This window comes from Acinetobacter junii (genome assembly GCF_018336855.1).
GTDB classification, from domain to species: Bacteria; Pseudomonadota; Gammaproteobacteria; order Pseudomonadales; family Moraxellaceae; genus Acinetobacter; species Acinetobacter junii.
Window position 1 is genome coordinate 611,171 of record NZ_CP059558.1, and the last position, 22,227, is coordinate 633,397.

General features: G+C 39.4%; 24 protein-coding genes. 18 read left to right on the forward strand and 6 right to left on the reverse strand.

What is annotated here, in order from left to right:
• Positions 1 to 32: 32 nt before the first annotated feature.
• Genes panB through yjgA form a run of 5 tightly spaced genes read left to right on the forward strand, consistent with a single transcriptional unit; the run spans position 33 to position 3,370 of the window.
• Positions 33 to 842, forward strand: a complete 810-nt coding sequence (gene panB, locus H2677_RS02910; RefSeq protein WP_004906704.1) for a 3-methyl-2-oxobutanoate hydroxymethyltransferase — start codon at positions 33 to 35, stop codon at positions 840 to 842.
• A gap of 3 nt (positions 843 to 845) precedes the next feature.
• The gene (panC, locus tag H2677_RS02915; protein WP_212639111.1) at positions 846 to 1,691 is read left to right on the forward strand and encodes a pantoate--beta-alanine ligase; all 846 of its coding nucleotides are present in this window, start codon (positions 846 to 848) and stop codon (positions 1,689 to 1,691) included.
• 22 nt (positions 1,692 to 1,713) lie between these two features.
• Positions 1,714 to 2,565 (forward strand): RNase adapter RapZ, encoded by an 852-nt coding sequence (gene rapZ / locus H2677_RS02920; RefSeq protein WP_004906708.1) that lies wholly within the window; start codon positions 1,714 to 1,716, stop codon positions 2,563 to 2,565.
• A complete protein-coding gene (locus H2677_RS02925; RefSeq protein WP_004637957.1) occupies positions 2,562 to 2,831 on the forward strand; it encodes an HPr family phosphocarrier protein in 270 nt (89 codons plus the stop codon). The genes rapZ and H2677_RS02925 overlap by 4 nt, the downstream gene beginning before the upstream one ends.
• Before the next feature lie 2 nt (positions 2,832 to 2,833).
• Entirely contained in the window at positions 2,834 to 3,370 is a 537-nt protein-coding gene (gene yjgA, locus H2677_RS02930; protein WP_004955693.1) for a ribosome biogenesis factor YjgA, read from the forward strand.
• A 45-nt stretch (positions 3,371 to 3,415) separates the two neighbouring features.
• Here the strand turns inward: yjgA and H2677_RS02935 are convergent, their stop codons facing one another.
• A complete protein-coding gene (locus H2677_RS02935) occupies positions 3,416 to 5,059 on the reverse strand; it encodes an acyl-CoA synthetase (RefSeq protein ID WP_099948114.1) in 1,644 nt (547 codons plus the stop codon).
• 266 nt (positions 5,060 to 5,325) lie between these two features.
• On the opposite strand from H2677_RS02935, the gene thrS reads away from it, so the two are divergent.
• The 6 genes from thrS (at position 5,326) to H2677_RS02965 (ending at position 9,888) form a co-directional block, all read left to right on the forward strand.
• Positions 5,326 to 7,248 (forward strand): threonine--tRNA ligase, encoded by a 1,923-nt coding sequence (gene thrS / locus H2677_RS02940; RefSeq protein ID WP_212639112.1) that lies wholly within the window; start codon positions 5,326 to 5,328, stop codon positions 7,246 to 7,248.
• A 5-nt stretch (positions 7,249 to 7,253) separates the two neighbouring features.
• Entirely contained in the window at positions 7,254 to 7,805 is a 552-nt protein-coding gene (infC, locus tag H2677_RS02945; RefSeq protein WP_075696111.1) for a translation initiation factor IF-3, read from the forward strand.
• Positions 7,806 to 7,954: 149 nt separating this feature from the next.
• On the forward strand, positions 7,955 to 8,284 hold the full coding sequence (locus H2677_RS02950; RefSeq protein ID WP_212639113.1) for a DUF7709 family protein: 330 nt from the start codon (positions 7,955 to 7,957) through the stop codon (positions 8,282 to 8,284).
• Between the two features lie 116 nt (positions 8,285 to 8,400).
• Positions 8,401 to 9,018: a glutathione S-transferase N-terminal domain-containing protein gene (locus tag H2677_RS02955; RefSeq protein WP_004906725.1), complete on the forward strand. Its 618-nt coding sequence runs from the start codon at positions 8,401 to 8,403 to the stop codon at positions 9,016 to 9,018.
• Between the two features lie 91 nt (positions 9,019 to 9,109).
• Positions 9,110 to 9,463, forward strand: a complete 354-nt coding sequence (locus H2677_RS02960; RefSeq protein WP_212639114.1) for a hypothetical protein — start codon at positions 9,110 to 9,112, stop codon at positions 9,461 to 9,463.
• The gene (locus H2677_RS02965; protein WP_042891713.1) at positions 9,463 to 9,888 is read left to right on the forward strand and encodes a YqaA family protein; all 426 of its coding nucleotides are present in this window, start codon (positions 9,463 to 9,465) and stop codon (positions 9,886 to 9,888) included. Before H2677_RS02960 ends, H2677_RS02965 begins: the two co-directional genes overlap by 1 nt.
• 35 nt (positions 9,889 to 9,923) lie before the next feature.
• Here the strand turns inward: H2677_RS02965 and H2677_RS02970 are convergent, their stop codons facing one another.
• Complete coding sequence (locus tag H2677_RS02970; protein WP_212639115.1) at positions 9,924 to 11,177, reverse strand: MFS transporter; 1,254 nt, start codon at positions 11,175 to 11,177, stop codon at positions 9,924 to 9,926.
• Between the two features lie 235 nt (positions 11,178 to 11,412).
• Between H2677_RS02970 and rpmI the strand changes: the two genes are divergently transcribed.
• From rpmI to H2677_RS02985, 3 genes are all read left to right on the forward strand, one after another.
• On the forward strand, positions 11,413 to 11,607 hold the full coding sequence (gene rpmI / locus H2677_RS02975) for a 50S ribosomal protein L35 (protein ID WP_004637967.1): 195 nt from the start codon (positions 11,413 to 11,415) through the stop codon (positions 11,605 to 11,607).
• Between the two features lie 11 nt (positions 11,608 to 11,618).
• Complete coding sequence (rplT, locus tag H2677_RS02980) at positions 11,619 to 11,978, forward strand: 50S ribosomal protein L20 (protein WP_000124858.1); 360 nt, start codon at positions 11,619 to 11,621, stop codon at positions 11,976 to 11,978.
• Between the two features lie 342 nt (positions 11,979 to 12,320).
• A complete protein-coding gene (locus tag H2677_RS02985) occupies positions 12,321 to 12,824 on the forward strand; it encodes a GNAT family N-acetyltransferase (protein ID WP_212639116.1) in 504 nt (167 codons plus the stop codon).
• A 25-nt stretch (positions 12,825 to 12,849) separates the two neighbouring features.
• On the opposite strand, the gene H2677_RS02990 is transcribed toward H2677_RS02985, so the two are convergent.
• Entirely contained in the window at positions 12,850 to 13,851 is a 1,002-nt protein-coding gene (locus H2677_RS02990; RefSeq protein WP_212639117.1) for a hypothetical protein, read from the reverse strand.
• A 231-nt stretch (positions 13,852 to 14,082) separates the two neighbouring features.
• On the opposite strand from H2677_RS02990, the gene pheS reads away from it, so the two are divergent.
• The 3 genes from pheS to H2677_RS03005 are packed head-to-tail and all read left to right on the forward strand — an operon-like array spanning position 14,083 to position 17,770.
• Complete coding sequence (gene pheS / locus H2677_RS02995) at positions 14,083 to 15,063, forward strand: phenylalanine--tRNA ligase subunit alpha (protein WP_004955712.1); 981 nt, start codon at positions 14,083 to 14,085, stop codon at positions 15,061 to 15,063.
• 32 nt (positions 15,064 to 15,095) lie between these two features.
• On the forward strand, positions 15,096 to 17,477 hold the full coding sequence (gene pheT / locus H2677_RS03000; protein ID WP_212639118.1) for a phenylalanine--tRNA ligase subunit beta: 2,382 nt from the start codon (positions 15,096 to 15,098) through the stop codon (positions 17,475 to 17,477).
• Positions 17,474 to 17,770, forward strand: a complete 297-nt coding sequence (locus H2677_RS03005) for an integration host factor subunit alpha (protein ID WP_004664224.1) — start codon at positions 17,474 to 17,476, stop codon at positions 17,768 to 17,770. Before pheT ends, H2677_RS03005 begins: the two co-directional genes overlap by 4 nt.
• Before the next feature lie 100 nt (positions 17,771 to 17,870).
• On the opposite strand, the gene H2677_RS03010 is transcribed toward H2677_RS03005, so the two are convergent.
• The 3 genes from H2677_RS03010 to trxA form a co-directional block, all read right to left on the reverse strand.
• Positions 17,871 to 18,104 (reverse strand): hypothetical protein, encoded by a 234-nt coding sequence (locus tag H2677_RS03010; protein WP_125299418.1) that lies wholly within the window; start codon positions 18,102 to 18,104, stop codon positions 17,871 to 17,873.
• A gap of 389 nt (positions 18,105 to 18,493) precedes the next feature.
• Positions 18,494 to 19,762 carry a transcription termination factor Rho gene (rho, locus tag H2677_RS03015; protein WP_004955720.1) on the reverse strand — a complete coding sequence of 423 codons (1,269 nt, stop codon included), beginning with the start codon at positions 19,760 to 19,762 and terminating at the stop codon, positions 18,494 to 18,496.
• 327 nt (positions 19,763 to 20,089) lie between these two features.
• Entirely contained in the window at positions 20,090 to 20,416 is a 327-nt protein-coding gene (gene trxA / locus H2677_RS03020) for a thioredoxin (protein WP_004906753.1), read from the reverse strand.
• A gap of 274 nt (positions 20,417 to 20,690) precedes the next feature.
• Between trxA and ppx the strand changes: the two genes are divergently transcribed.
• Positions 20,691 to 22,211 carry an exopolyphosphatase gene (gene ppx / locus H2677_RS03025; RefSeq protein WP_004906756.1) on the forward strand — a complete coding sequence of 507 codons (1,521 nt, stop codon included), beginning with the start codon at positions 20,691 to 20,693 and terminating at the stop codon, positions 22,209 to 22,211.
• The last annotated feature ends 16 nt before the right edge of the window (positions 22,212 to 22,227 follow it).

The following is a 22,227-nucleotide window of genomic DNA, read 5'->3' on the forward strand; positions in this document are numbered from 1 at the left end:
CTGTTCTGGAAATGCCTGTAGAGGACACCATCATGATTAGTCTAAGTGACTTAAGAAAGTTTAAAGCCGAAGGACGCAAGTTTTCATGTCTAACTTGTTACGATGCAAGTATGGCTAAAGCAATGGAACTGGCTGAAATCGATACGATTTTAATCGGTGATTCTCTCGGAATGGCGATACAAGGACGGGACTCAACCCTTCCTGTAACAGTAGAAGATATGGCTTACCATACTGCTGCTGTTCGTCGCGGTAATTCGCATGCTTTGATCATGACTGATTTGCCATTTATGAGTTATGCGACACTTGAAGATGGTTTGAAAAGTGCAAAAGCTGTGATGCAAGTTGGCGCGCAGATGGTCAAGATCGAAGGTGGTGCATGGTTAAGTGAATTGGTTCAAGTGCTTACACGTAATGGTATTCCTGTTTGTGTACATTTGGGTTTAACACCTCAGTCTGTACATGTTTTTGGCGGTTATAAACTACAGGCGAGAACACGTGAAGCAGCTGATCAATTGATTGCAGACTGCCAAGCTGTAGTTGATGCTGGCGCAGCAGTTTTATTGCTTGAATGCGTACCTGCACAACTCGGTAAAGAAATTGCTGAATTATTTCCAAACACACCTGTGATTGGGATTGGTGCAGGTAATCAAACCGATGGTCAAGTGTTGGTTGTACAGGATATGCTTGGGCTAACATTTGGGCGTGTTGCACGTTTCGTCCGTAATTTTATGAAAGAACAATCAGGTGAAACAGCAATCCTAGATGCTTTTAAAGCTTATCATGCTGCTGTACAAGATCAGTCTTTCCCAGCTAAAGAACATACTTTCCAAGTTGAGCTGTAATTCATGAAAACAGAAACAACAATTCAAGGCTTAACTGCGTCTCTTTCACCTGCGCGTGCTGCAAAAAAAATGATTGGTTTCGTACCAACCATGGGGAATTTGCATGAAGGTCATTTGACCTTAGTTCGTGAGGCAAAGAAGATTTGCGATGTCGTTGTCGTAAGTATTTTTGTTAATCCAATCCAGTTTGGAGCTGGAGAAGATTTTGATAGTTATCCGCGTACACTAGAACAAGACAGTCGTTTATTGGCTGATGTTGGTTGCGATATTATTTTTGCGCCTTCTGTTGAGCAAATGTATGGTTCACAGCCACGTTTAACTAACATTAGTGTTGGTCAGATTACTGACGATTTATGTGGTAAATCACGCCCAGGACATTTTGATGGTGTTGCGGTTGTCGTGACAAAATTATTTAACATTGTTCAGCCAGATTATGCATTTTTCGGGCAAAAAGACTATCAGCAACTTGCTGTTATCCGTCAATTAGTTCAAGACCTGAATATTCCACTTGAAGTGATTGGGGTGCCAATTGTTCGCGCTCAAGATGGTTTGGCTTTAAGCTCTCGTAATGGTTATTTAGCTGAAGAGCAACGTGCAACAGCACCGAAGATTTATCAGTTATTGAAACAAGCTGAGCGAGATCTCCATGAGGGTAAAGCCTTGTCAGCGGTTTTGGCCACAATCTCGGATCAGTTGACTCAAGCAGGTTTTGTTGTAGATTATGTCGAGGCTCGACAGCCAAATTTACAGCCAATTGAACAGTTTACTCAAAACTTAGTTCTGTTTGTTGCTGCAAAACTTGGCTCGACACGATTGATTGATAATTTACAAGTCGAATATAAAACATAAAACAATAAAAGGGCAAAATGCCATGAAGCGTATTCTTATCGTTACAGGTCAGTCAGGCTCAGGGAAATCTTCAGCGTTACAAGTGCTTGAAGATCTCGGCTATTATTGTATAGATAACTTACCTTTGGCATTATTGCCTGAGATTGTGGCAAAACTAGATCATGAGAATAATTTGGAGCAACTTGCCTTAGGTGTTGATATCCGAAGCACTCGTGCAGATATGCAAGAGTTTGATCATGTCTTTGAGCAGTTAAAAAGACATGGTTCGGTTGATGTTATTTATCTGACGACTCAAGATCAAGATTTGATAGCGCGTTTCAGTGCATCACGACGACCACATCCTTTAGCGAGCCGTTTTAATAGTCTGTTGCAATGTATCCAAGAAGAAAAGCAACTGCTTATTCCGATACAATTTCGCTCTACAGTGCATATTGATACCACAGATAAAAGTGTTCATGATTTAAAACATATCTTACTGTCAAAATTAGGTCAGTCAGATAATTTGATTGTGATCTTGCAATCTTTTGGTTATAAGCACGGAATTCCTTTAGATGCTGATTATGTATTTGACGTAAGACATTTACCAAACCCGCATTGGGATTTAGAATTACGCCGTCTGTCTGGCTTAGATGAGCCAGTCCGTCAATTTTTAGAAAGTAATCAGCAAACCAATGAGATGTTTGCTGATATTTATGCTTTTCTTGAAAAGTGGTTGCCTGCCTTTGCTGAAGGGCATCGCCATTACATGACCATATCCGTGGGTTGTACTGGTGGGCAACATCGTTCCGTTTATATTGTGGATAGACTCAAAAAGGCTCTTGAGGCAAAATGGGCTGTCCAAATTTTACATAGAGAAATGAAGCACTGGTCATGATAGACACAACGATTGATGTAATTAATAAACTCGGCTTACATGCACGTGCTTCTGGTAAACTCATCGAAGTCACCACAAAGTTTCGCTCTTCTATTCAAATTGGGAAAGGCGATAAATTGGTTGATGCAAAGAATATTATGTCATTGTTGATGTTAGGTGCAGGTAAAGGCACGACTTTAAGATTAGTGATAGACGGTGCTGATGAAGATAAAGCACTGGAAGAAATTCAAACGCTGTTCGCAGCAAAATTTTATGAGGCAGAGTAATAGTGGCACGTGGTACCCAGCGTTATACCGATGAGGATTTTGAATCATTAGAGGGACGTGCGAGTAGAACCGAACAGAAAAAAGCTGTGCAACGTATGGCAGCTTTAGGTGAGCAATTGGCTCAATTAAATGTAAAACAGATTCAAAAACTTCCTGTTGATGAGCGTTTGATTGATGCGTTGCTTGAAGTGCAAAAGATTAGCTCTTTTGAAGCACGTCGTCGCCAGTTTCAGCGAATCGGTAAACTCTTGCGTAATGAAGATGAAAGTACCATTTTGTCTTATCTTACCCCTCAACAAGGCGCTAAAAAGCAAATGCAATTGATGCGTTGGGTTGATCGTATGATTGATCAAGGTGACCCAATCATCAATGAATTTAGTAAGGTTTTTAATGCCTCTGAACGACACACTTTACGCCAACATGTTCTGCGTATTCATCGTGATATTAAGCAGCAAGTAAGTGAAGAAGAACTTGAGGCATCAAAACGTAAATTTGTGAATTATGTCCAGCAAGTCGCTCTGTTATCGGATCAAGGTTAATTCAAAAAAGAAGTTTCAAATGAAACTTCTTTTTTTATTTTAGAGTTAGTTTCCAAACTCACCTGTCGCGCGTTCTTTTGCCCATTCTCTTAAAATAAATTTTTGTAATTTGCCTGTTGATGTTTTTGGAATCTCAGTAATCACCACATCTTTCGGAACCTTAAAGCGCGCCAGTTCCTTCTGGCAATGCAGAATAATATCTTCTGCTGAAGCTGAGATACCTTGCTTTAATTCAATAAAAGCACAGGGAACTTCTTGCCAGCGTGGATCAGGTTTTGCAACGACTGCAGCAGTTAAAACGGCTGGATGGCGATAAAGAACATCTTCGACTTCAAGTGATGAGATATTTTCGCCACCTGAAATAATAATATCTTTGGAGCGATCAGTAATTTTCGCATATCCATCAGGATGACATACGGCTAAATCACCTGTATGGAACCAACCGCCTTTAAATGCCTCTTCGGTGGCTTGTGGGTTTTTAAGATAACCTTTCATCACGATATTGCCACGGAACATAATCTCACCCATGGTTTCACCATCATTGGGTACAGGCTGCATGGTTTCAGGATCTAGTACACGCATACTGTCTTGTAATGGATACGGAACGCCTTGACGTGAATGTAATTGAGCTTGCTCTTGGATAGATAAATCACTCCAACCTGCTTGTGCAGCACATAAGGCAGACGGGCCGTAAGTTTCAGTCAAACCATAGACATGATTGACATTGATACCTATATTTCGCATCCCTTCAATAATGGCAACGGGAGGCGCTGCGCCAGCCACCATCACTTCGACATGATGATCAAATGATGTGCGTTGATCTACTGGGGCATTGATGAGCATAGACAGCACAATAGGGGCACCGCAGAAATAATCGACTTTGTGTTCAGAAATATATTTGAAGATCAGAGCAGGGTCGACACGACGTAAACAGATATTCGTACCGCCACTAGCAGCAATAGACCAAGCAAAACACCAACCATTACAATGGAAGAGCGGTAATGTCCACAGATAAACAGCACGAGGTTTCATACCGCAGGCCAAGATATTACTTGCCGCATTGAGGTAAGCACCACGATGGTGATAAACCACGCCTTTCGGATTGCCAGTAGTTCCAGAAGTATAATTCAGACTAATGGCATCCCATTCATCTTGTGGGAGTAACCATTCAAATTCAGGATCACCTTGAGCTAACCAAGATTCATATTCGTACTGCCCAAGTGCGATTTGTTCAGCATCATATTCCTCATCAAATACATCAATCACAATAATATCTTGATTGATCAGTGTTAATGCTTCTTCTGCAAGGGTTTTAAATTCAGGGTCGACAAGCAGTACTTTTGATTCCGCATGCGTGAGCATGAAAGCAATAGTTTTTGCATCCAAGCGAGTATTCAACGTATTGAGTACAGCACCTGCCATTGGTACTGCAAAATGAGCTTCGATCATTGCAGGGACATTTGGTAACAGTACCGAAACGGTATCGTTTTTTTGAATACCTAGATTTCTGAGTTGATGTGCAAACTGGCGACAGCGTTGATAGGTTTGCTGCCAAGTGATTTGACGAGCACCATGAATAATTGCTGCTTGATGAGGGTAAATATACGCAGCACGTTCTAAATAGCGTAAAGGAGATAATGCGACAAAATTTGCAGGGGTTCTTGGTAATTCATCATATGCACTCACCATGTGTCTGTACTCCATTTCTGTTATTTTCATATATCTATAACAACATAGTGTGTTGTTAAACGGAATTCATTTAGGCTTTAGTCTGAAGTGTTGCCTGAATGATTTTGGTTTTTCTGAATCAAAGGTTTCATCCTTATCTAAACCTGTGTAAAATCTTGAATACTTTTTTATCCGCCGTTTTTTATCTTTTGAGGATTCCTCCTCAATACATAATCTCGCGGTGATATGCTCCTTCGTATAGGGCATCACTCCTTAAGGATTTTATTATGCCAATCATTACTTTACCAAATGGTGATCAAAAGCAATTTGATCATCCGATTTCCGTGATGGAACTTGCTCAAAGCATTGGTCCAGGTCTTGCAAAAAATACAGTTGCTGGCCGTATCAATGATCGTTTGGTGGATGCTTGTGATTTAATCACAGAAGATGCGACAGTTCAGATTATTACCCCGAAAGATGAAGAAGGTCTAGAGATCATTCGTCACTCATGTGCGCACTTGGTAGGACATGCGGTTAAGCAATTGTTCCCTGAGGCGAAAATGGTTATCGGCCCAGTGATCGAAGAAGGTTTCTATTACGATATCTGGATGCCACGCCCATTTACTTTGGATGATATGGCGGCGATCGAAGAGCGTATGAAAAAGCTCATCGATCAAGACTATGATGTCATCAAAAAAATGACACCACGTGATGAAGTGATTGCAGAATTTACAGCACGCGGTGAAGAATACAAATTACGCTTGATTGCAGACATGCCAAATGAAACACAAATGGGCTTGTACTACCATCAGGATTATTTGGATATGTGTCGTGGTCCGCACGTACCAAACACTAAATTTTTAAAATCATTCAAACTCACTAAAATCTCTGGTGCATACTGGCGTGGTGATGCGAAGAATGAACAGCTACAACGTATCTATGGTACGGCTTGGGCTGATAAAAAACAGTTAGCAGCTTATATCAAACGTATTGAAGAAGCTGAAAAACGTGACCATCGTAAAATTGGTAAAGCTTTGGACTTATTCCACATGCAAGAAGAAGCACCTGGTATGGTGTTCTGGCATGCGAATGGTTGGACAATCTACCAAGTGCTTGAGCAATACATGCGTAAAGTTCAGCAAGACAATGGTTACCAAGAAATTAAAACACCACAAATTGTTGATTTCACTTTGTGGGAGAAATCAGGACATGCAGCGAACTATGCTGAAAACATGTTTACGACTCATTCAGAAAGTCGTAGCTATGCAGTAAAGCCGATGAACTGTCCTTGTCACGTACAAGTGTTCAATCAAGGCTTAAAATCATACCGTGATTTACCAATCCGTTTAGCGGAGTTTGGTTCATGTCATCGTAACGAACCATCTGGTTCATTACACGGAATTATGCGTGTTCGTGGCTTTACCCAAGATGATGCACATATTTTCTGTACCAAAGAGCAAATTGGTAAAGAGGTTGCAGACTTTATTAAACTGACTTTAGATGTTTATAAAGACTTCGGCTTTGAAGAAGTGCAAATGAAACTTTCAACACGTCCTGAAAAGCGTGTAGGTGATGATGCGCTTTGGGATTTAGCAGAAAAATCTCTTGCTGATGCTTTAGATGATGCTGGCTTGGCTTGGGACTTACAACCTGGTGAAGGTGCATTCTATGGTCCGAAGATTGAATTTTCATTAAAAGATTGCTTAGGTCGTGTGTGGCAATGCGGTACAATCCAATGTGACTTCAATTTACCTATTCGTTTAGATGCTTCATATGTGACGGAAGAAAACGAACGTGATCAACCAGTCATGCTGCATCGTGCAATACTTGGTAGTTTTGAGCGTTTTATTGGTATACTAATTGAACATTACGCTGGTTTCATGCCACCTTGGCTTGCCCCAGTTCAAGCTTGTGTTATGAACATTACTGATTCTCAAGCTGAGGCGAGTGAGCAAGTCGTTGCAAAACTCAAAGAAAATGGTCTTCGTGCTATTTCTGACTTGAGAAATGAAAAAATCGGATTTAAGATTCGTGAGCGTACCCTAGAGCGTATTCCTTATCTTCTGGTTCTTGGTGACCGAGAAGTTGAAGAGGGAACTGTCAATGTCCGTACTCGCTCAGGAAAAAATTTAGGTACTATGTCAGTGGATGCATTCATTGATCTAGTGAAATCTGCCGTAGCCGAACGTGGCCGGTACATTGTGGAGTAATAAAGATTAAACAGCCTGACCGTAACCAACAACAAGGTGCTAAAAGTAACCGTCCTGCGATTAACGACGAGATCCGTGCAAAAGAAGTACGCCTTGTTGCTGCAGATGGAGAACAAAAAGGTGTCGTTTCATTAACTGAAGCATTACGTGCTGCTGAAGAAGCAAATCTTGACCTTGTTGAGATTGTTGCTAATGCAGAACCGCCTGTTTGTAAAATCATGGACTACAACAAGCACTTGTTTGATTTGAAACAAAAGCAAAAAGATGCGAAGAAAAAACAGCATCAAGTGCAAGTGAAAGAAATCAAGTTACGTCCAGCAACGGATGTAGGTGATTATCAGGTAAAATTGCGCGCAATTTTACGTTTCCTTGAAGAAGGAAATAAAGTGAAAATTACCTTACGTTTCCGTGGTCGTGAGATGGCGCATCAGCAACTTGGTCTAGCTCAATTGCAAAAGATTGAAGCTGACGTTGCGGAGTTTGGTGTAGTAGAACAAGCTCCGAAGATGGAAGGTCGTCAGATGGGCATGTTACTTGGTCCGAAAAAGAAAAAGTAATTTTTCTAAAAAAAGCACCGCAATAGGCGGTGCTTTTTTATGCCTAAAATTTCTTGCTTAATAGAAAAAATTAAAAAACTAGCAAATATGATAAAAGGTACAATATTGTAAAATTAGTTGAAAAGTGAATTATTGATAAGCGAGGATATATGTCAACTATCAATGGGACTGATGAGTTATCGGAAATTAATCAAAAAGTCGTGCAAGAAGGCGAAGCTCTACCTCAAGTCAGATTGAGGGATGGTAGTCGTGTACAAACAGGCACTGTCGCAACAATGCTACATAATATTCATTTGTATAACATGGGTGCGCGTGGTGATGTGGAAGATGAGCTTACTTTAGCGATTCCAACCTTAGTGAAAGTAGGGTTGTTTGATTTGTTTAGTGTAGATGAGTGGATTAATGGCAATAATGCTGGTCGCAAATTTGTTGGAGAAAAAGCAAAAGCATTCTTGGAAAAATCAGACACAATTTTTTAAATCACTCTTTGCATAGACTTTTTATTGTTTCTTTTCGTGCTAGGCTGCTGATCAATAACTATGAACTGTGCTATAACGCAACAACAGTCAGAATAACGATGAATAGGGCAACATAAATGATTGACTTATATTATTGGGGAACTCCCAATGGGCACAAAATAACGATTGCTTTAGAAGAAATGAAACTCGATTATCAGATTTTCCCGATTAATATTTTAGAAAACGATCAGTTTCAACCCGATTTTCTTAGGATATCTCCAAATAATAAAATTCCTGCAATAGTCGATCAAAATGGACCGCGTGGAGAACCTATTTCAGTATTTGAATCAGGTGCAATTCTACAATATTTAGGTCGTAAAACAGGTTTGTTTTATCCAACTGATGAACAAGAACGTGTTGAAGTTGAGCAATGGTTGATGTGGCAAATGGGTGGTTTCGGTCCGATGCTGGGTCAGAATCATCATTTTAGTAAATTTGCACCTGAACGTATTCCTTATGCGATAGAGCGCTATGTGAATGAAACTAAACGTCTGTATGGTGTGCTCAATAAACAATTAATTGGTCAAAAGTTTGTAGCTGGTGAATACTCTATTGCGGATATGGCTATCCTGCCGTGGGCGTTGCGTTACGATTGGCAAGGCATACAGCTTGAGGATTATCCATATGTTCAAGACTATATTGAACGTTTGACCGCACGTCCTGCTATTCAAAAAGCATTATCGATCAAAGTTTAACTTTATTATTACTACCGCGTTTAATGATTATATTAAGCATTGGGCTCTTCTCATGGGATTACTGATCGTAGTAGCAGTGAGTTGCAGTCTAATGCGCTATTTTTTAGCGATAGATAACTTTGAATTGATGGTCCTTGTTTTAATCTTAAGCACAGGCTTTGTTTTTGCTTCACTATTTGCACTTTTACAAGTCAAAGAAAAGCATTCTGTTTTTCATACAGGTATTTGTGGAGGCATTTTCGCTTTATACCTTATCTTACTTTTTTATGTTGATCTCACACTGTTGATTGATTGGAATGCTGTTTCAGAGGGTGAGATACAATTAACAATATTACAGAAAATGATTAAATCTGATGCCGCATTTTGGATTGCTTTTATTGTTCCATTTTTATATTCAAGCCTAAGTTATATTGTCCGATCTAAATCAGAGCCAAAAGTTTCGTGATCTCTTATCTTTTATTATTTATTTCTGCTTTTGGCGCAGCGACATTACTGCCTCTACAGTCAGAGGCAGTCTTAATGACTTTACTGGTGCAGGGGCTTTCTAATCCATTTTATTTGATTTTAGTTGCGACTGTAGGCAATGTATTAGGCTCATGTGTGAACTGGTGGTTAGGGCTGAAAATTGAACATTTTAAAGATAAAAAATGGTTTCCTGTTTCTGAACAACGTTTAGTACAAGCACAACAGATTTATCATAAATATGGTTTCTATTCTTTATTATTAAGCTGGACACCTGTCGTTGGAGATCCGATCACTTTAATTGCAGGATTGATGAAAGAAAACTTTTGGCGCTTTTTGCTGATCGTTACGATTGCCAAAGGTGGGCGTTATTTAACATTATATGCTTTATATCTAGGTGTTTTCTGAGGGGAGGGAAAGCTTACAGGCTTTCCCTAAGTGTTCTAATGATCCGAACCTTTGGTGATATCGACTTTAAATAAATCACTGGTTTTGAACCAACAATAAGTCACCACAGCAAGTGTCATACATCCGCCAAAAATGGTTGCAGTTATGGTTCCCATATACTTAGCGGCTAAACCAGATTCAAAAGCGCCGAGTTCATTGCTTGAAGAAACGAACATGCCATTAACCGCAGCAACACGACCTCGCATATTCTCAGGCGGGAAAATCTGTAAGACGGTTTGACGAACAACAACAGAAACACTATCACATGCACCCGTCATTGCCAGTGCAAACAGAGATAGCCAAATGTTATTTGAGTATGCAAATAGAATAGTAAAAATACCAAAACCAGCAACAGCGAATAACATATTTCGCCAAGCATGATGCGTTGGTGGAAATTTGGTTAAAACCAACATTGTTAACAACGCACCAATTGATGGAGCAGCACGTAAATATCCCAATCCTTCTGGACCAACCTTTAAAATATCCTCAGCAAATATAGGCAGAAGTGCAATTACCCCTCCAAATAATACTGAAATAAGATCTAATGATATGGCCCATAAGACAATTTTGGTTTTCCAAATAAAGCGAAAACCGTCTGTCAGACTTTGAAGAACGTTCTCAGTTTCCATTTTTGGAAAAGTTCTTTTTTGAAGTTGGGTAATCAGAATAAAACAAGTTGCTAACAAGCCTGTGACTGTGAACAAGCTGGTCTCTCGCCCAAGAAATGCCAGCATAAATCCACCCAACATTGGACCGATAATCACGCCACTTTGCCAACCAATCGTCGTCCATGTTGCACCATTCGCATAAAGTTCACGTGGAATAAGAAATGGTTTGAGAGAGGTTGCTGAGGGGTTGTAGAAACCTCGGATTGTTCCTAATGCAAAAATGACTGCGTAAATTCCCCATGACAAAGTTGAGACACTAATCTTTTCTAAACCATATAAATGGAAGAGTGCCCAGAGCACGATTGGCAATGGTGCTGCAAAAAATAAACAGACCTTCATAATGGTTTGTTTATTGAGCTTATCTGCAAAATAACCCCCCCATAAGGAAAGCGCAATAAATGGAATGGCTTCAGCTAAACCGATAAAACCTAATGTGAGTGGATCACGTGTGATTTGATACAGTGAATAAGCAACGATAATTTCTTGAATCAGAATTGCCAGTGTTAAGCAGAATTGATTCAAAGTAACGATAGAGAAATCTCGATAGCGCAATGCAGCAAAAGCATCTTGTTGTGTATTCATTTCGAGTGTTTATGATGGAATTGAAGCTATTATAAGCAAGTAATTAATGTAAATTTCTCGTATTTTGAGAATTAATGATGGAAAATTTCGTTTGAGTAAAAGTCTTGCTCTTACTCAAAAAATGAGCATTTTACTTTTGTTTTATTCGCAGATGTTATATTATGCTGCCTTCCTTACCTGCAGGTCGATTTGCAATAGTGCAAACGCGCCGAACAGGTGCCTAAAAGAGGTTACTATGGCTAAGTTAAAAACTCGCCGTGGTGCAGCTAAACGCTTCAAAGCGACTGCAAACGGTTTCAAGCGCAAACAAGCATTCAAGCGCCACATTTTGACCAAAAAATCTGCTAAGCGTATCCGTCAATTGCGCGGTTGTGTAATGGTTCACGTAAGTGACGTTGCATCAGTTCGTGCTATGTGCCCATACATCTAAGGAGATTATAAATGGCTCGTGTAAAACGTGGTGTAGTGGCTCATCGTCGTCACAAAAAAATTCTTGCTCGCGCTAAAGGTTACTATGGTGCTCGTTCACGCGTTTACCGCGTAGCGTTCCAAGCGGTAATCAAAGCTGGTCAATACGCTTACCGTGACCGCCGTCAAAAGAAACGTCAATTCCGTGCTTTATGGATTGCGCGTATCAATGCTGGTGCTCGTCAAAACGGTTTGTCTTACAGCCGTATGATCGATGGCTTGAAAAAAGCTCAAGTGATCATCGACCGTCGCGTATTAGCTGACATCGCTATGCATGATGCAGTAGCATTTGCTGCTTTAGCTGAAAAAGCTAAAGGCGCATTAGCTGCGTAAGCTTAGAGATTCAAAAGAAGGCCGCTTTTTAGCGGTCTTTTTTATGGTTTTAGGATTTAGTAATAGATAATAATGAGAGATCAATAAAATCTCCTAAAAGAATAGGAGCATCCATAATTTATTTTTTATACCCGTAAATCATTGCTCTAAGTAGCTTAAATTTCTAAATTTAAGTATTTGATTTAAATTGTGAAAACTCTATTTTTTATGGCTAAATTTTTTTAAATTTAGAAAAATTATCTTAATAATCAGTTCGCCTTTGCACAGTTTTTGCTTCTTTAACATTCATATGCAAGTTTGGTGATCAACACTTAGCTAAACAAATTTTTTGTGGAGGTTGAATTGCAAAGCAATCGAAAAGGTCAAATACGCATAGCTAACTTTGGAGATGCAGCTAAAATCGCTGAGATTCACGTGCTGTGTTGGAAAGAAACTTACTCAAGTATTCTTAATCAAGAAATATTAGATCAATTAGATGTACAGGAAAAATTGATATTATGGCAAGCACTCACAAGAAGTTTAGACCATCAATTGTTAGTGTATATTGAAGATCAAAAAATAAAGGGCTTTTTAGATGGATATTTAAATCCTGAAAATAATGTAGCTGAAATTCGCGCTTTTTATCTTTTGCAGGAAATCCAAAAACAAGGTATTGGGCGTGAAATGTTTCAATGCTTGTACGACTATGTTGTTCAGAAAAGATATCAGTTTATTCGTTTAGAGGTTTTTAATAAGAACCCTAGTCGTTTCTTTTATGAAAAGATTGGAGCTGAATTGATTGGAGAAGCCGAACTTCCAGAGTTCGGCGAAGGAATAACGGAGCTAATTTATCAATGGGAAATTTAATATAATTAAAAGCTGTACGCTTTTATTAAAGCCCAAAATAATAAGCAACCAAACAAATAATGACTGTGAGAATAATTAATTTAATCACGCTAGAAGTTCCAACCTTGTGTGGATGAGCTTCATTGAATTGTTGTGGGATTTCCATAGTTCGGTCGATGATCTCTGGTTCATCCATGGTAAGTTGAGCCGTCTGATAATGATTTGCTGTTTTGACGATTAATTTAGCGAATAAATCCTCAGCCTTCTGTGAAAAATTACGAAGATTGATTTGTTCTTCAGGGCTAATGAGTTCACCAGAATCTGTATAAGGGTGCTTTTTTTGTTCTTCTAAGTGGTCGATAAGTGCTTGTGTTCGATGTAATAATTGATGAGCACAATCAGCTGGATAATCTGTTGGGATCAACGCTAAAAGTGTTTCATCAGGCTGATTATGATCTATTTCGTAGCCATAAAATGGGAAATCTTGTTGTTCAGGTTCTAAAAAGTATTCCGCATATTTGCTATTGAATAATTCGCGCTCTAAAAATTTTGAGACATCGTTCCAATTGATTTTCTGTAAATCAGTATCGATTTTTTTAGCGTATTTATCATTTAATTCATAGCGCCAAAATGTCTCTTCTCTTATTGTGTTTTTTTGAGAAAAAGGTGTTTCAAATTCCTGATCAGTGTTAAACCATTCAGCGAGTTCATGTCCGCAAATCCAAGCGGTTTTTTTATTGGCTTGATGACTTACAATAAAATGTGCAAATGGTAGAAGTTCGACATTAGGATTCGGATTTTGTTCGTCGTTGAGAATACTAGAAAGATGTAAGCTTAGTTTTTTGACCCCTTGTTTTTTCAAACCCTCAAGCCAAATTTGGAAATGTTGTGCCAGCAAATGTTGTGATAGTAGATCTCTGAAGATTAAGCAGTTTTTTCTGAAAATAGGATGTTCGATCCAGCGATTAAAGTTCAGATTTCCTGCAAGAAATTCATTGCCATAGCTAACAAGTGTAAGTTGTTGTTTCCAGATTTGATCAAGCGCCATCGTTATTGTTTCTCATTGACGATACTCGTATCTTATACATTTTATTCAGATATTGATTATTTTTTTGCGAAAATTTATTGCACCACGGGTATTTGTTGTCCATTTGGGCATAAAGTTTAACGCTAAAAAGTACTCTATTTAAACAGTCCTTTATCTTCATAAACTAGGTAAAAAGCTGATAAACTATAGCGTTTTATTATATTTCTATAATTTGTTGCTTTGAGAGTTACTATGTCACTGGAAGCCCTGACCACTGAAGCGCTTGCTGCCATTGCAGCGGCTCAAGACCTTGCCGCACTCGACCAAGTTCGTGTGCAATTTACAGGGAAAAAAAGCCAGCTTGCAGAGCAGTCTAAAGCATTAGGAAAAATGGATCCTGAAGAGCGCAAAGTACAAGGTGCTGCGATTCATGCTGTTCGTGAAGCTATCAATGCTGCTTTGACTGAACGTCAGCAGACACTACAACAAGCTGAGTTGGCAAAAAAATTAGCAAGCGAAACGATTGATATCACTTTGCCTGGTCGCGGTCAGCGTATGGGAAGCATCCATCCTGTGACTCAAGTTCAGGAACGTATTTGTCAATTCTTTACCAAAGCAGGCTTTCAGGTTGCACATGGCCCAGAAGTTGAAGATGATTATCACAACTTTGAAGCCTTAAATATTCCAGGTCATCATCCAGCACGCGCGATGCATGATACTTTCTATTTCGATGCAACGCATTTACTTCGTACTCATACCTCGGGTGTACAAATTCGTACCATGGAGACAAGTCAGCCGCCAATTCGCATCGTGTGTCCTGGTCGTGTATATCGTTGTGACTCGGATCAAACGCATTCGCCGATGTTCCATCAGATCGAAGGTTTGTACGTTGCTGAAAACACCAGCTTTGCTGAGCTAAAAGGTCTATTGATTAATCTTCTGAATGAATTTTTCGAAAAAGATTTAAAAGTGCGTTTCCGTCCATCTTACTTCCCATTCACTGAACCAAGTGCTGAGGTGGATATTATGGATGAACGCGGTCGTTGGTTGGAAGTTTTAGGTTGTGGCATGGTACATCCAAATGTACTTCGTGCTTCTGGTATTGATCCTGATAAATACAAAGGTTTTGCTTTTGGTTTAGGGGTAGAGCGTTTTGCAATGTTGCGTTATGGCATCAATGACTTACGTATGTTCTACCAAAATGATGTGCGTTTTTTACGCCAGTTTGCCTAACAGTTTTTCAGGATTAAATAAGGTTTATACAGATGAAAATTAGTGAAAATTGGTTACGCACATGGGTGAACCCAGCGATTGATAGCGAAACCCTTTCTGATCAATTGACCATGCTTGGTCTGGAAGTCGATGAACTTGCACCTGTGGCAAAGCCATTTACAGGTGTTGTCATTGGAGAAGTACTCACTGTTGAACAACACCCAGATGCAGATCGCTTACGTGTTACGACGGTAAATATTGGCTCTGGTGATCCATTACAAATTGTTTGTGGTGCACCAAATGTCAGTGTAGGAATGAAGGCACCTGTTGCAACTATCGGTGCAGTACTACCAGGTGATTTCAAAATTAAGAAAGGCAAGCTTCGTGGTATTGAATCACAAGGCATGCTATGTGGTGCTTCTGAAATTGATTTAGAAGACAAGATTGATGGTTTGTTAGAGCTTTCTGCTGATGCACCTGTTGGCATGAATATTCGTGAATATTTAAAACTTGATGACAATGTGATTGACATCAGTATCACGCCAAACCGTGGTGACTGTTTTAGTATTCGTGGTATTGCACGTGAAATTGCAGTCATCAATCAATTGAATGTAAATGAGCCTAAGATTCAATCAATAGCAGCAACAATTGCTGATGAGAAAATCGTTAATATCACAACTGAAGGTACACCGCGCTATTTAGGTCGTATCGTAAAAAATGTAAATGTTAAAGCTAAAACACCTGAATGGATGGAGCAAGCACTCGCTCGTTCAGGGATTCGCACACATAGTATTTTGGTTGATGTGACCAACTATGTATTGCTGGAGTTGGGTCAGCCGATGCATGCCTTTGATTTAGCAAAAATTGAAGGAACAATTCAAGTTCGCCAAGCACAGCCTCAAGAAAAATTGCTCTTGCTCAACGATCAAGAAGTTGAATTACAAGATGACATTATGGTCATTGCTGATCAGCAAAAAGTTTTGGCAATCGCTGGAATTATGGGGGGCTTGGATTCCTCAGTTACAGACGATACGCAGGATATCTTCCTTGAAAGTGCTTTCTTCGCACCTTTAGCAATTGCTGGTCGTGCGCGTCGTTTTGGCTTGCATACTGACTCATCTCAACGTTATGAGCGTGGTGTCGACTTCGAGTTACCAATGATTGCAATGCACCGTGCTTCTGAGCTTATTCAGGCTTTTGCTGGTGGAGAGTTTGGCCCAATTACAGTAGCAGAGCAAGCTGAGTTATTACCAAAACGAGAAGCAATTCCACTGAAGCAATCACAAGTCGATCAGTTGCTGGGTTATGAAGTTGCTGGTGAGTTTATTGCTGATGCATTAGCTCGTTTGGGTTGTATGGTGGAAACTAAAGCTGAAGGTGAGTGGAGTGTTGTTCCACCATCACATCGTTATGATATGGCAATCTATCAAGACCTGATTGAAGAAGTTGCACGTATTCACGGTTATGACAACATTCAAATCAGTTTGCCAAAAATTGATGTGAAATTAGAAAAATATCAGGATCGTTTCGAAGTCGCGCAGCTTCGTCAAACTGTTGCAACTTTAGGTTATCAAGAAGCGATTAGTTTTAGTTTTGCTGATGCAAAATTGGAAAAACAGTTAAATCCAAATGTACAACCTTTAATGCTTGCTAATCCGATTTCTAGTGATTTAGCGGCAATGCGTAGTACTTTATTATCTAGCTTGATTCCTTGTGTTCAATATAATTTGAACCGCCAACAGCAACGTGTACGCTTCTTCGAATTAGGTTTGCGTTTTGATTATCAAAATGCAAAAGATATTCATGATCTTAAACAGATTCCAACACTGGCATTGATTGCGGTGGGCTCGCGGACTCCTGAGTCTTGGCATATCAAGCCGCAAGCGATGGACTTTTTTGACTTTAAAGGTGAAGTAGAAGAGATTTTAGCTGCTGGGCGTGTGAATGTTGATTATATTCGTACCGAAAGAGAATGGTTGCATCCTGGTCAATCTGCTGAAGTATTGGTTGATGGCAAGTCAATTGGATATTTAGGGCGTTTGCATCCATCATTAGAAAATGCACTTGATTTGGGCATTACTTGGGTTGCGGAATTGGATCAACAGGCTGTTTTGCAATCTTATGTATCTAATTTTACAGAATTATCACGTTTTCCATCGGTTAGACGTGATATTGCGCTTTTAATCTCTGATAAGATTGAGGTAAGAGATATTCAGCAGTTAATCAAACAAACAGGTGGTGAGTTACTTGACTCAACTTGGTTATTTGATGTGTATACGGGGCAAGGGGTTGAACAGGGCAAGCGCTCATTAGCATTTGCTTTGTTATGGCAGCATCCGACTCGTACGCTTGAAGATGCTGAGATCAAATCTGGTATGGATAACATTATTCAAGTGTTGGAAGACACTTACCAAGCGACATTGAGGGCCTCATGACAGCATTAACAAAAGCAGAGATGGCGGACCATTTAAGTGAGCTTACTAGCTTAAATCGCCGAGAAGCAAAGCAAATGGTTGAGCTATTTTTTGATGAAATAAGCCAAGCCTTAATTGCGGGTGAACAAGTCAAACTTTCTGGATTCGGTAATTTTGAATTGCGTGATAAACGTGAACGCCCTGGGCGAAATCCTAAGACTGGCGAAGAAATTCCAATTTCTGCTCGTCGTGTAGTGACGTTTAGAGCGGGTCAGAAATTTAGACAACGTGTTGGAAATGAGCAGATCGATTGATCTGCTTTTTTATGCGTAATTTATTTAAAATTAAACATAAAAGTATCAGGCATAAAAAAAGAGAACCGTAAGGTTCTCTTTTTATAATCTATAATATAGATTATTGAGCAGCAGAAGCAGCAACGTCAGAAGCAGCAACGTCAGAAGCAGCAACAACAGCTTCAGAAGCAGCAACAGTAGCTTCAGAAGCAGCAACAGTAGCTTCAGAAGCAGCAGCTACAGCTTCAGAAGCAGCAGCGTTTGCATCAGTAGCAGCTTCTTCTTTCTTAGAGCAACCAACGAAAGCTAAAGTAGTAGCGATAGCAGCAACAACAGCAAATTTTTTGAATAACATGGCATCACTCTCATAAAATTGTGAGATTAAAAAAAACCTTAGCTAGTCTGTTTGTGCTTTTAATATTCCTAAACGCTTTTAGGTAACAACGCAGGGAGCAGCCTAACTGGTCTGTGGCTATCCTATCAAAGCAAATCATGAATTACTACTGTTCTGTCCAACAAAACGACAAAATTTGACAAAAATTGGCTAATTTTTGATAGAAAATAACTATTGATAATTGTTTTTTGATTGGTTTGTTGTTTGTTTTCTGAGATTGTATTTAGTTATTTTTAGTAAAATCAATTGCTTGTATTTTTATTGAGGAATGCAATTTAAATGTAAAAAATATGTAATCTTGTCAACCAATTAAAAAAAGCCACCATTGAGGTGGCTTTATTATGTTGCCGTTATGTTGATGCTTTGCGTTTCATTTGATCAAAGAAATCATCATTCGTCTTGGTTTCTTTCATTCGATCTAATAAAAATTCCATTGCGGCAAGCTCATCCATTGGATGTAATAATTTGCGTAGAATCCAGACTTTACGTAAGTTTTCTTCACCCATTAAGCGCTCTTCGCGACGAGTACCTGATTTCTTGATGTTCATTGCAGGGAATACACGTTTCTCAGCGATACGGCGATCAAGCGTAATCTCTTGGTTACCTGTACCTTTGAATTCTTCGTAAATCACATCATCCATCTTACTACCTGTTTCGATTAAAGCAGTCGAAATAATCGTAAGTGAACCACCTTCTTCGATATTACGTGCAGCACCAAAGAAACGTTTTGGACGTTCTAATGCATGAGCATCTACACCACCTGTAAGTACCTTACCAGATGAAGGAATAACAGTATTGTAAGCACGTGCAAGACGAGTAATTGAGTCAAGCAGAATCACAACATCCTTTTTATGCTCAACTAGACGTTTTGCTTTTTCAATCACCATTTCAGCAACTTGTACGTGACGAGCTGGTGCTTCATCGAAGGTCGAGGCAACCACTTCACCACGTACTGTACGTTCCATTTCCGTTACTTCTTCGGGACGTTCGTCAATAAGAAGAACAATCAGAAATACTTCTGGATTATTACGGACGATTGATTGAGCAATGTTTTGTAATAACATTGTTTTACCCGCTTTAGGCGGTGCAACAATGATTGAACGTTGACCTTTACCAATTGGTGCTACTAAATCTACTACACGTGCAGTGAGATCTTCAGTTGTACCATTGCCTAGTTCCATAACGAGTTGTTCAGTTGGGAACAATGGGGTGAGGTTTTCGAATAAAATCTTATTACGCGAGTTTTCTGGTGTGTCGTAGTTAATTTGATTTACTTTTAATAAAGCAAAATAACGTTCACCTTCTTTAGGTGGGCGAATTGTACCTGTAATGGTATCACCAGTGCGAAGGTTGAAACGACGGATTTGTGATGGGCTCACATAAATATCATCTGGTCCAGCTAAATATGAACCAGCGGCTGAGCGAAGGAAACCAAAGCCATCAGAAAGGATTTCAAGAACACCATCACCAAAGATTTCTTCGCCATTCATGGCATGGCGCTTTAAAATGGCAAAAATAATATCTTGTTTACGGTTACGTGCCATGCCTTCAAGGCCCATAAACTCCGCAATTTTAATGAGTTCGCCAATGGGTTTTTTCTTGAGTTCAGTTAAGTTCATAAGTGGTCAGACAGAATGGAATAAGTGGAGGATAATGTTAGGGAAAGAATAAAAAATCGACCGCATACATACGTGCTGATGTAATTGTATTTACACAACCACAATTCAGTAGTCTGGTTCATTGTTTCAGAGAGAAATGTGAAAACAATTGTTATTGCCGAGCGGCGATCTTATGTTTGTGTCTTGTAAGAAGCGCGATGAAGTAGATTCCATTCAAAGCTTCTTGATCCAGTAATATAGGTTAAATCAAGAAAAATGTCAATTTATACGAGGAAATACGCTATTAGACTAATAACGTATTTCAAGTCGGGTTCAATCTAAATAAAGTTAGACGTTTTGATCGATAAATGCAGCGAGTTTTGAGCGAGGAGCTGCGCCAACTTGTTGAGCAACAACTTCACCATTTTTGAACATTAATAGAGCTGGAATATTACGGATATTGTATTTCACAGCTGTTTCTTCACATGCAGTTACGTCGACTTTAACGATTTTTACTTTACCTGCATATTCGTTAGAAAGGTCTTCTAGGACAGGTGCAATTGCTTTACAAGGTGCACACCAACCAGCCCAAAAGTCTACAAGTACAGGAGTTTCAGCATCTAAAACATCTGCTTGGAAGTTTTCATCAGTTGTATTAACAATAGTCGCAGACATAAGGTTGCTCCAAAATTTAGAAATAAAGTGCGAATTCAATCATCTTCACGATGAATATTACATTGCTACTTTATTCAATGTAAGGGTTTGTTGCCATTATTCAAGTATCAAAATGAAAAGTCCAATGGATGCTCACGATGTTCACTATCGACTTATACAATCATTTATGTGTTAAAAAGAGAAAATCTGCTGCTTTTATTGCTTAAAATGACTTTAAAATTCTAAGCATGTGAATTACTCTAATGCGTGAATTGAGCATGGGTTTATATGAAGAATGTCTGATTTTCTGATTGATGAAGAATTACTTGCTGCGATTGATATGGGATCGAATAGTTTCCATTTGGCAATTGCTCGTGTAGATCACGGAGAGGTTAAGAAAGTTGCTTCAATGTCAGAAAAGGTTCAGTTGGCCGCTGGACTCGATGAAAATAAAAATTTAACTGAAGCTGCGCAACAGCGTGGTTTGGCTTGTCTAGCTCGATTCGTTGGGCGTTTAAGTTCTGTTCAACCTAATCGTTTAAGAATTGTGGCAACCAATGCGTTACGACAAGCTAAAAATGGTCACGAGTTTATTCAAAAAGCTGCTGAAATTTTACCAAAGCCAATTGAGATTATTGCTGGTCGTGAAGAGGCTCGTCTAATTTATTTAGGTGTTTCTCATACCATGGCAAATGGTGGCAGACGTTTAGTCGTTGACATCGGTGGTGGTTCAACAGAATTTATTATTGGTGAAGAGTTTGAGCCTTTGCATACTGAATCGTTGCAAATGGGTTGCGTTGCCTTTAGTAAGGCATATTTTGCAGATGGTGAGATTTCAACAAAAGCCTTTGATAAAGCGGTAGTTGCTGCGCGTAAAGAGCTCTCTGCAATCGCAAATACTTATAAATCAGAAGGCTGGGATACAGTAGTTGGTTCCAGCGGGACGATTAAAGCTTGTCGCCAGATTTCTGTGAATCTAGGTTTAAGTGATGAGCAAGAAAATTTGACCCGTGAAGGCTTATATAAGTTAAAAGATCGTTTGTTAAAATTCAAACATGTCTCTGAAATTGATTTTGAGGGACTACGCGAAGATCGTCGAGCAGTTTTGCCAGCTGGTCTAGCAATTTTGTACGCTATTTTTGAAGTGATGAATATTGATAAATTGGCATATTCTGACGGTGCATTACGTGAAGGTGTGATGTATGACCTGTTAGGTCGATTTAAACATGAAGATATTCGTGACCGTAGTGTGCAAGCATTAATGGGACGTTACAACGCTGATCCTAAACAAGCCGAACGTGTAGTGAATACCGCGCAACAATTGTTTGATGGCGTAGCAGGTGCTTTAAATTTAACGACTGAAGACAGTGACTTACTACGTCGTGCAGCTTATTTACATGAAATTGGATTAGCGATTAGTCATGGTGGTTATCATCGTCATGGTGCATATTTATTGCAGCATTCTGATATCCCCGGTTTCTCTCAAATCGATCAAAATCACCTCTCTCATCTTGTATCGCACCATCGCCGTAAATTACGTGCAGATGCAAAAAATGATGTAATGAAGGTGGGTGGCAGCCATTTACTTTATTTGTGTTTGCTATTACGCCTCGCTGTTTTGCTGAACCATAGTCGTAGTGATCAGATGCTTCCTGCCATTGAACTGAGTGTTGTAAATGGTCAACAATGGCAACTCAGCGTTTCTGGCGATGCTAAACAATGGCCTTTATTGGTTGCTGATTTGCATGATGAGCAAGTGCAGTTTAAGAATTGGGACATTGAGTTAAATATTCAGTCAGACAATTTTGTTGATTAACAATACATCCTTGTTA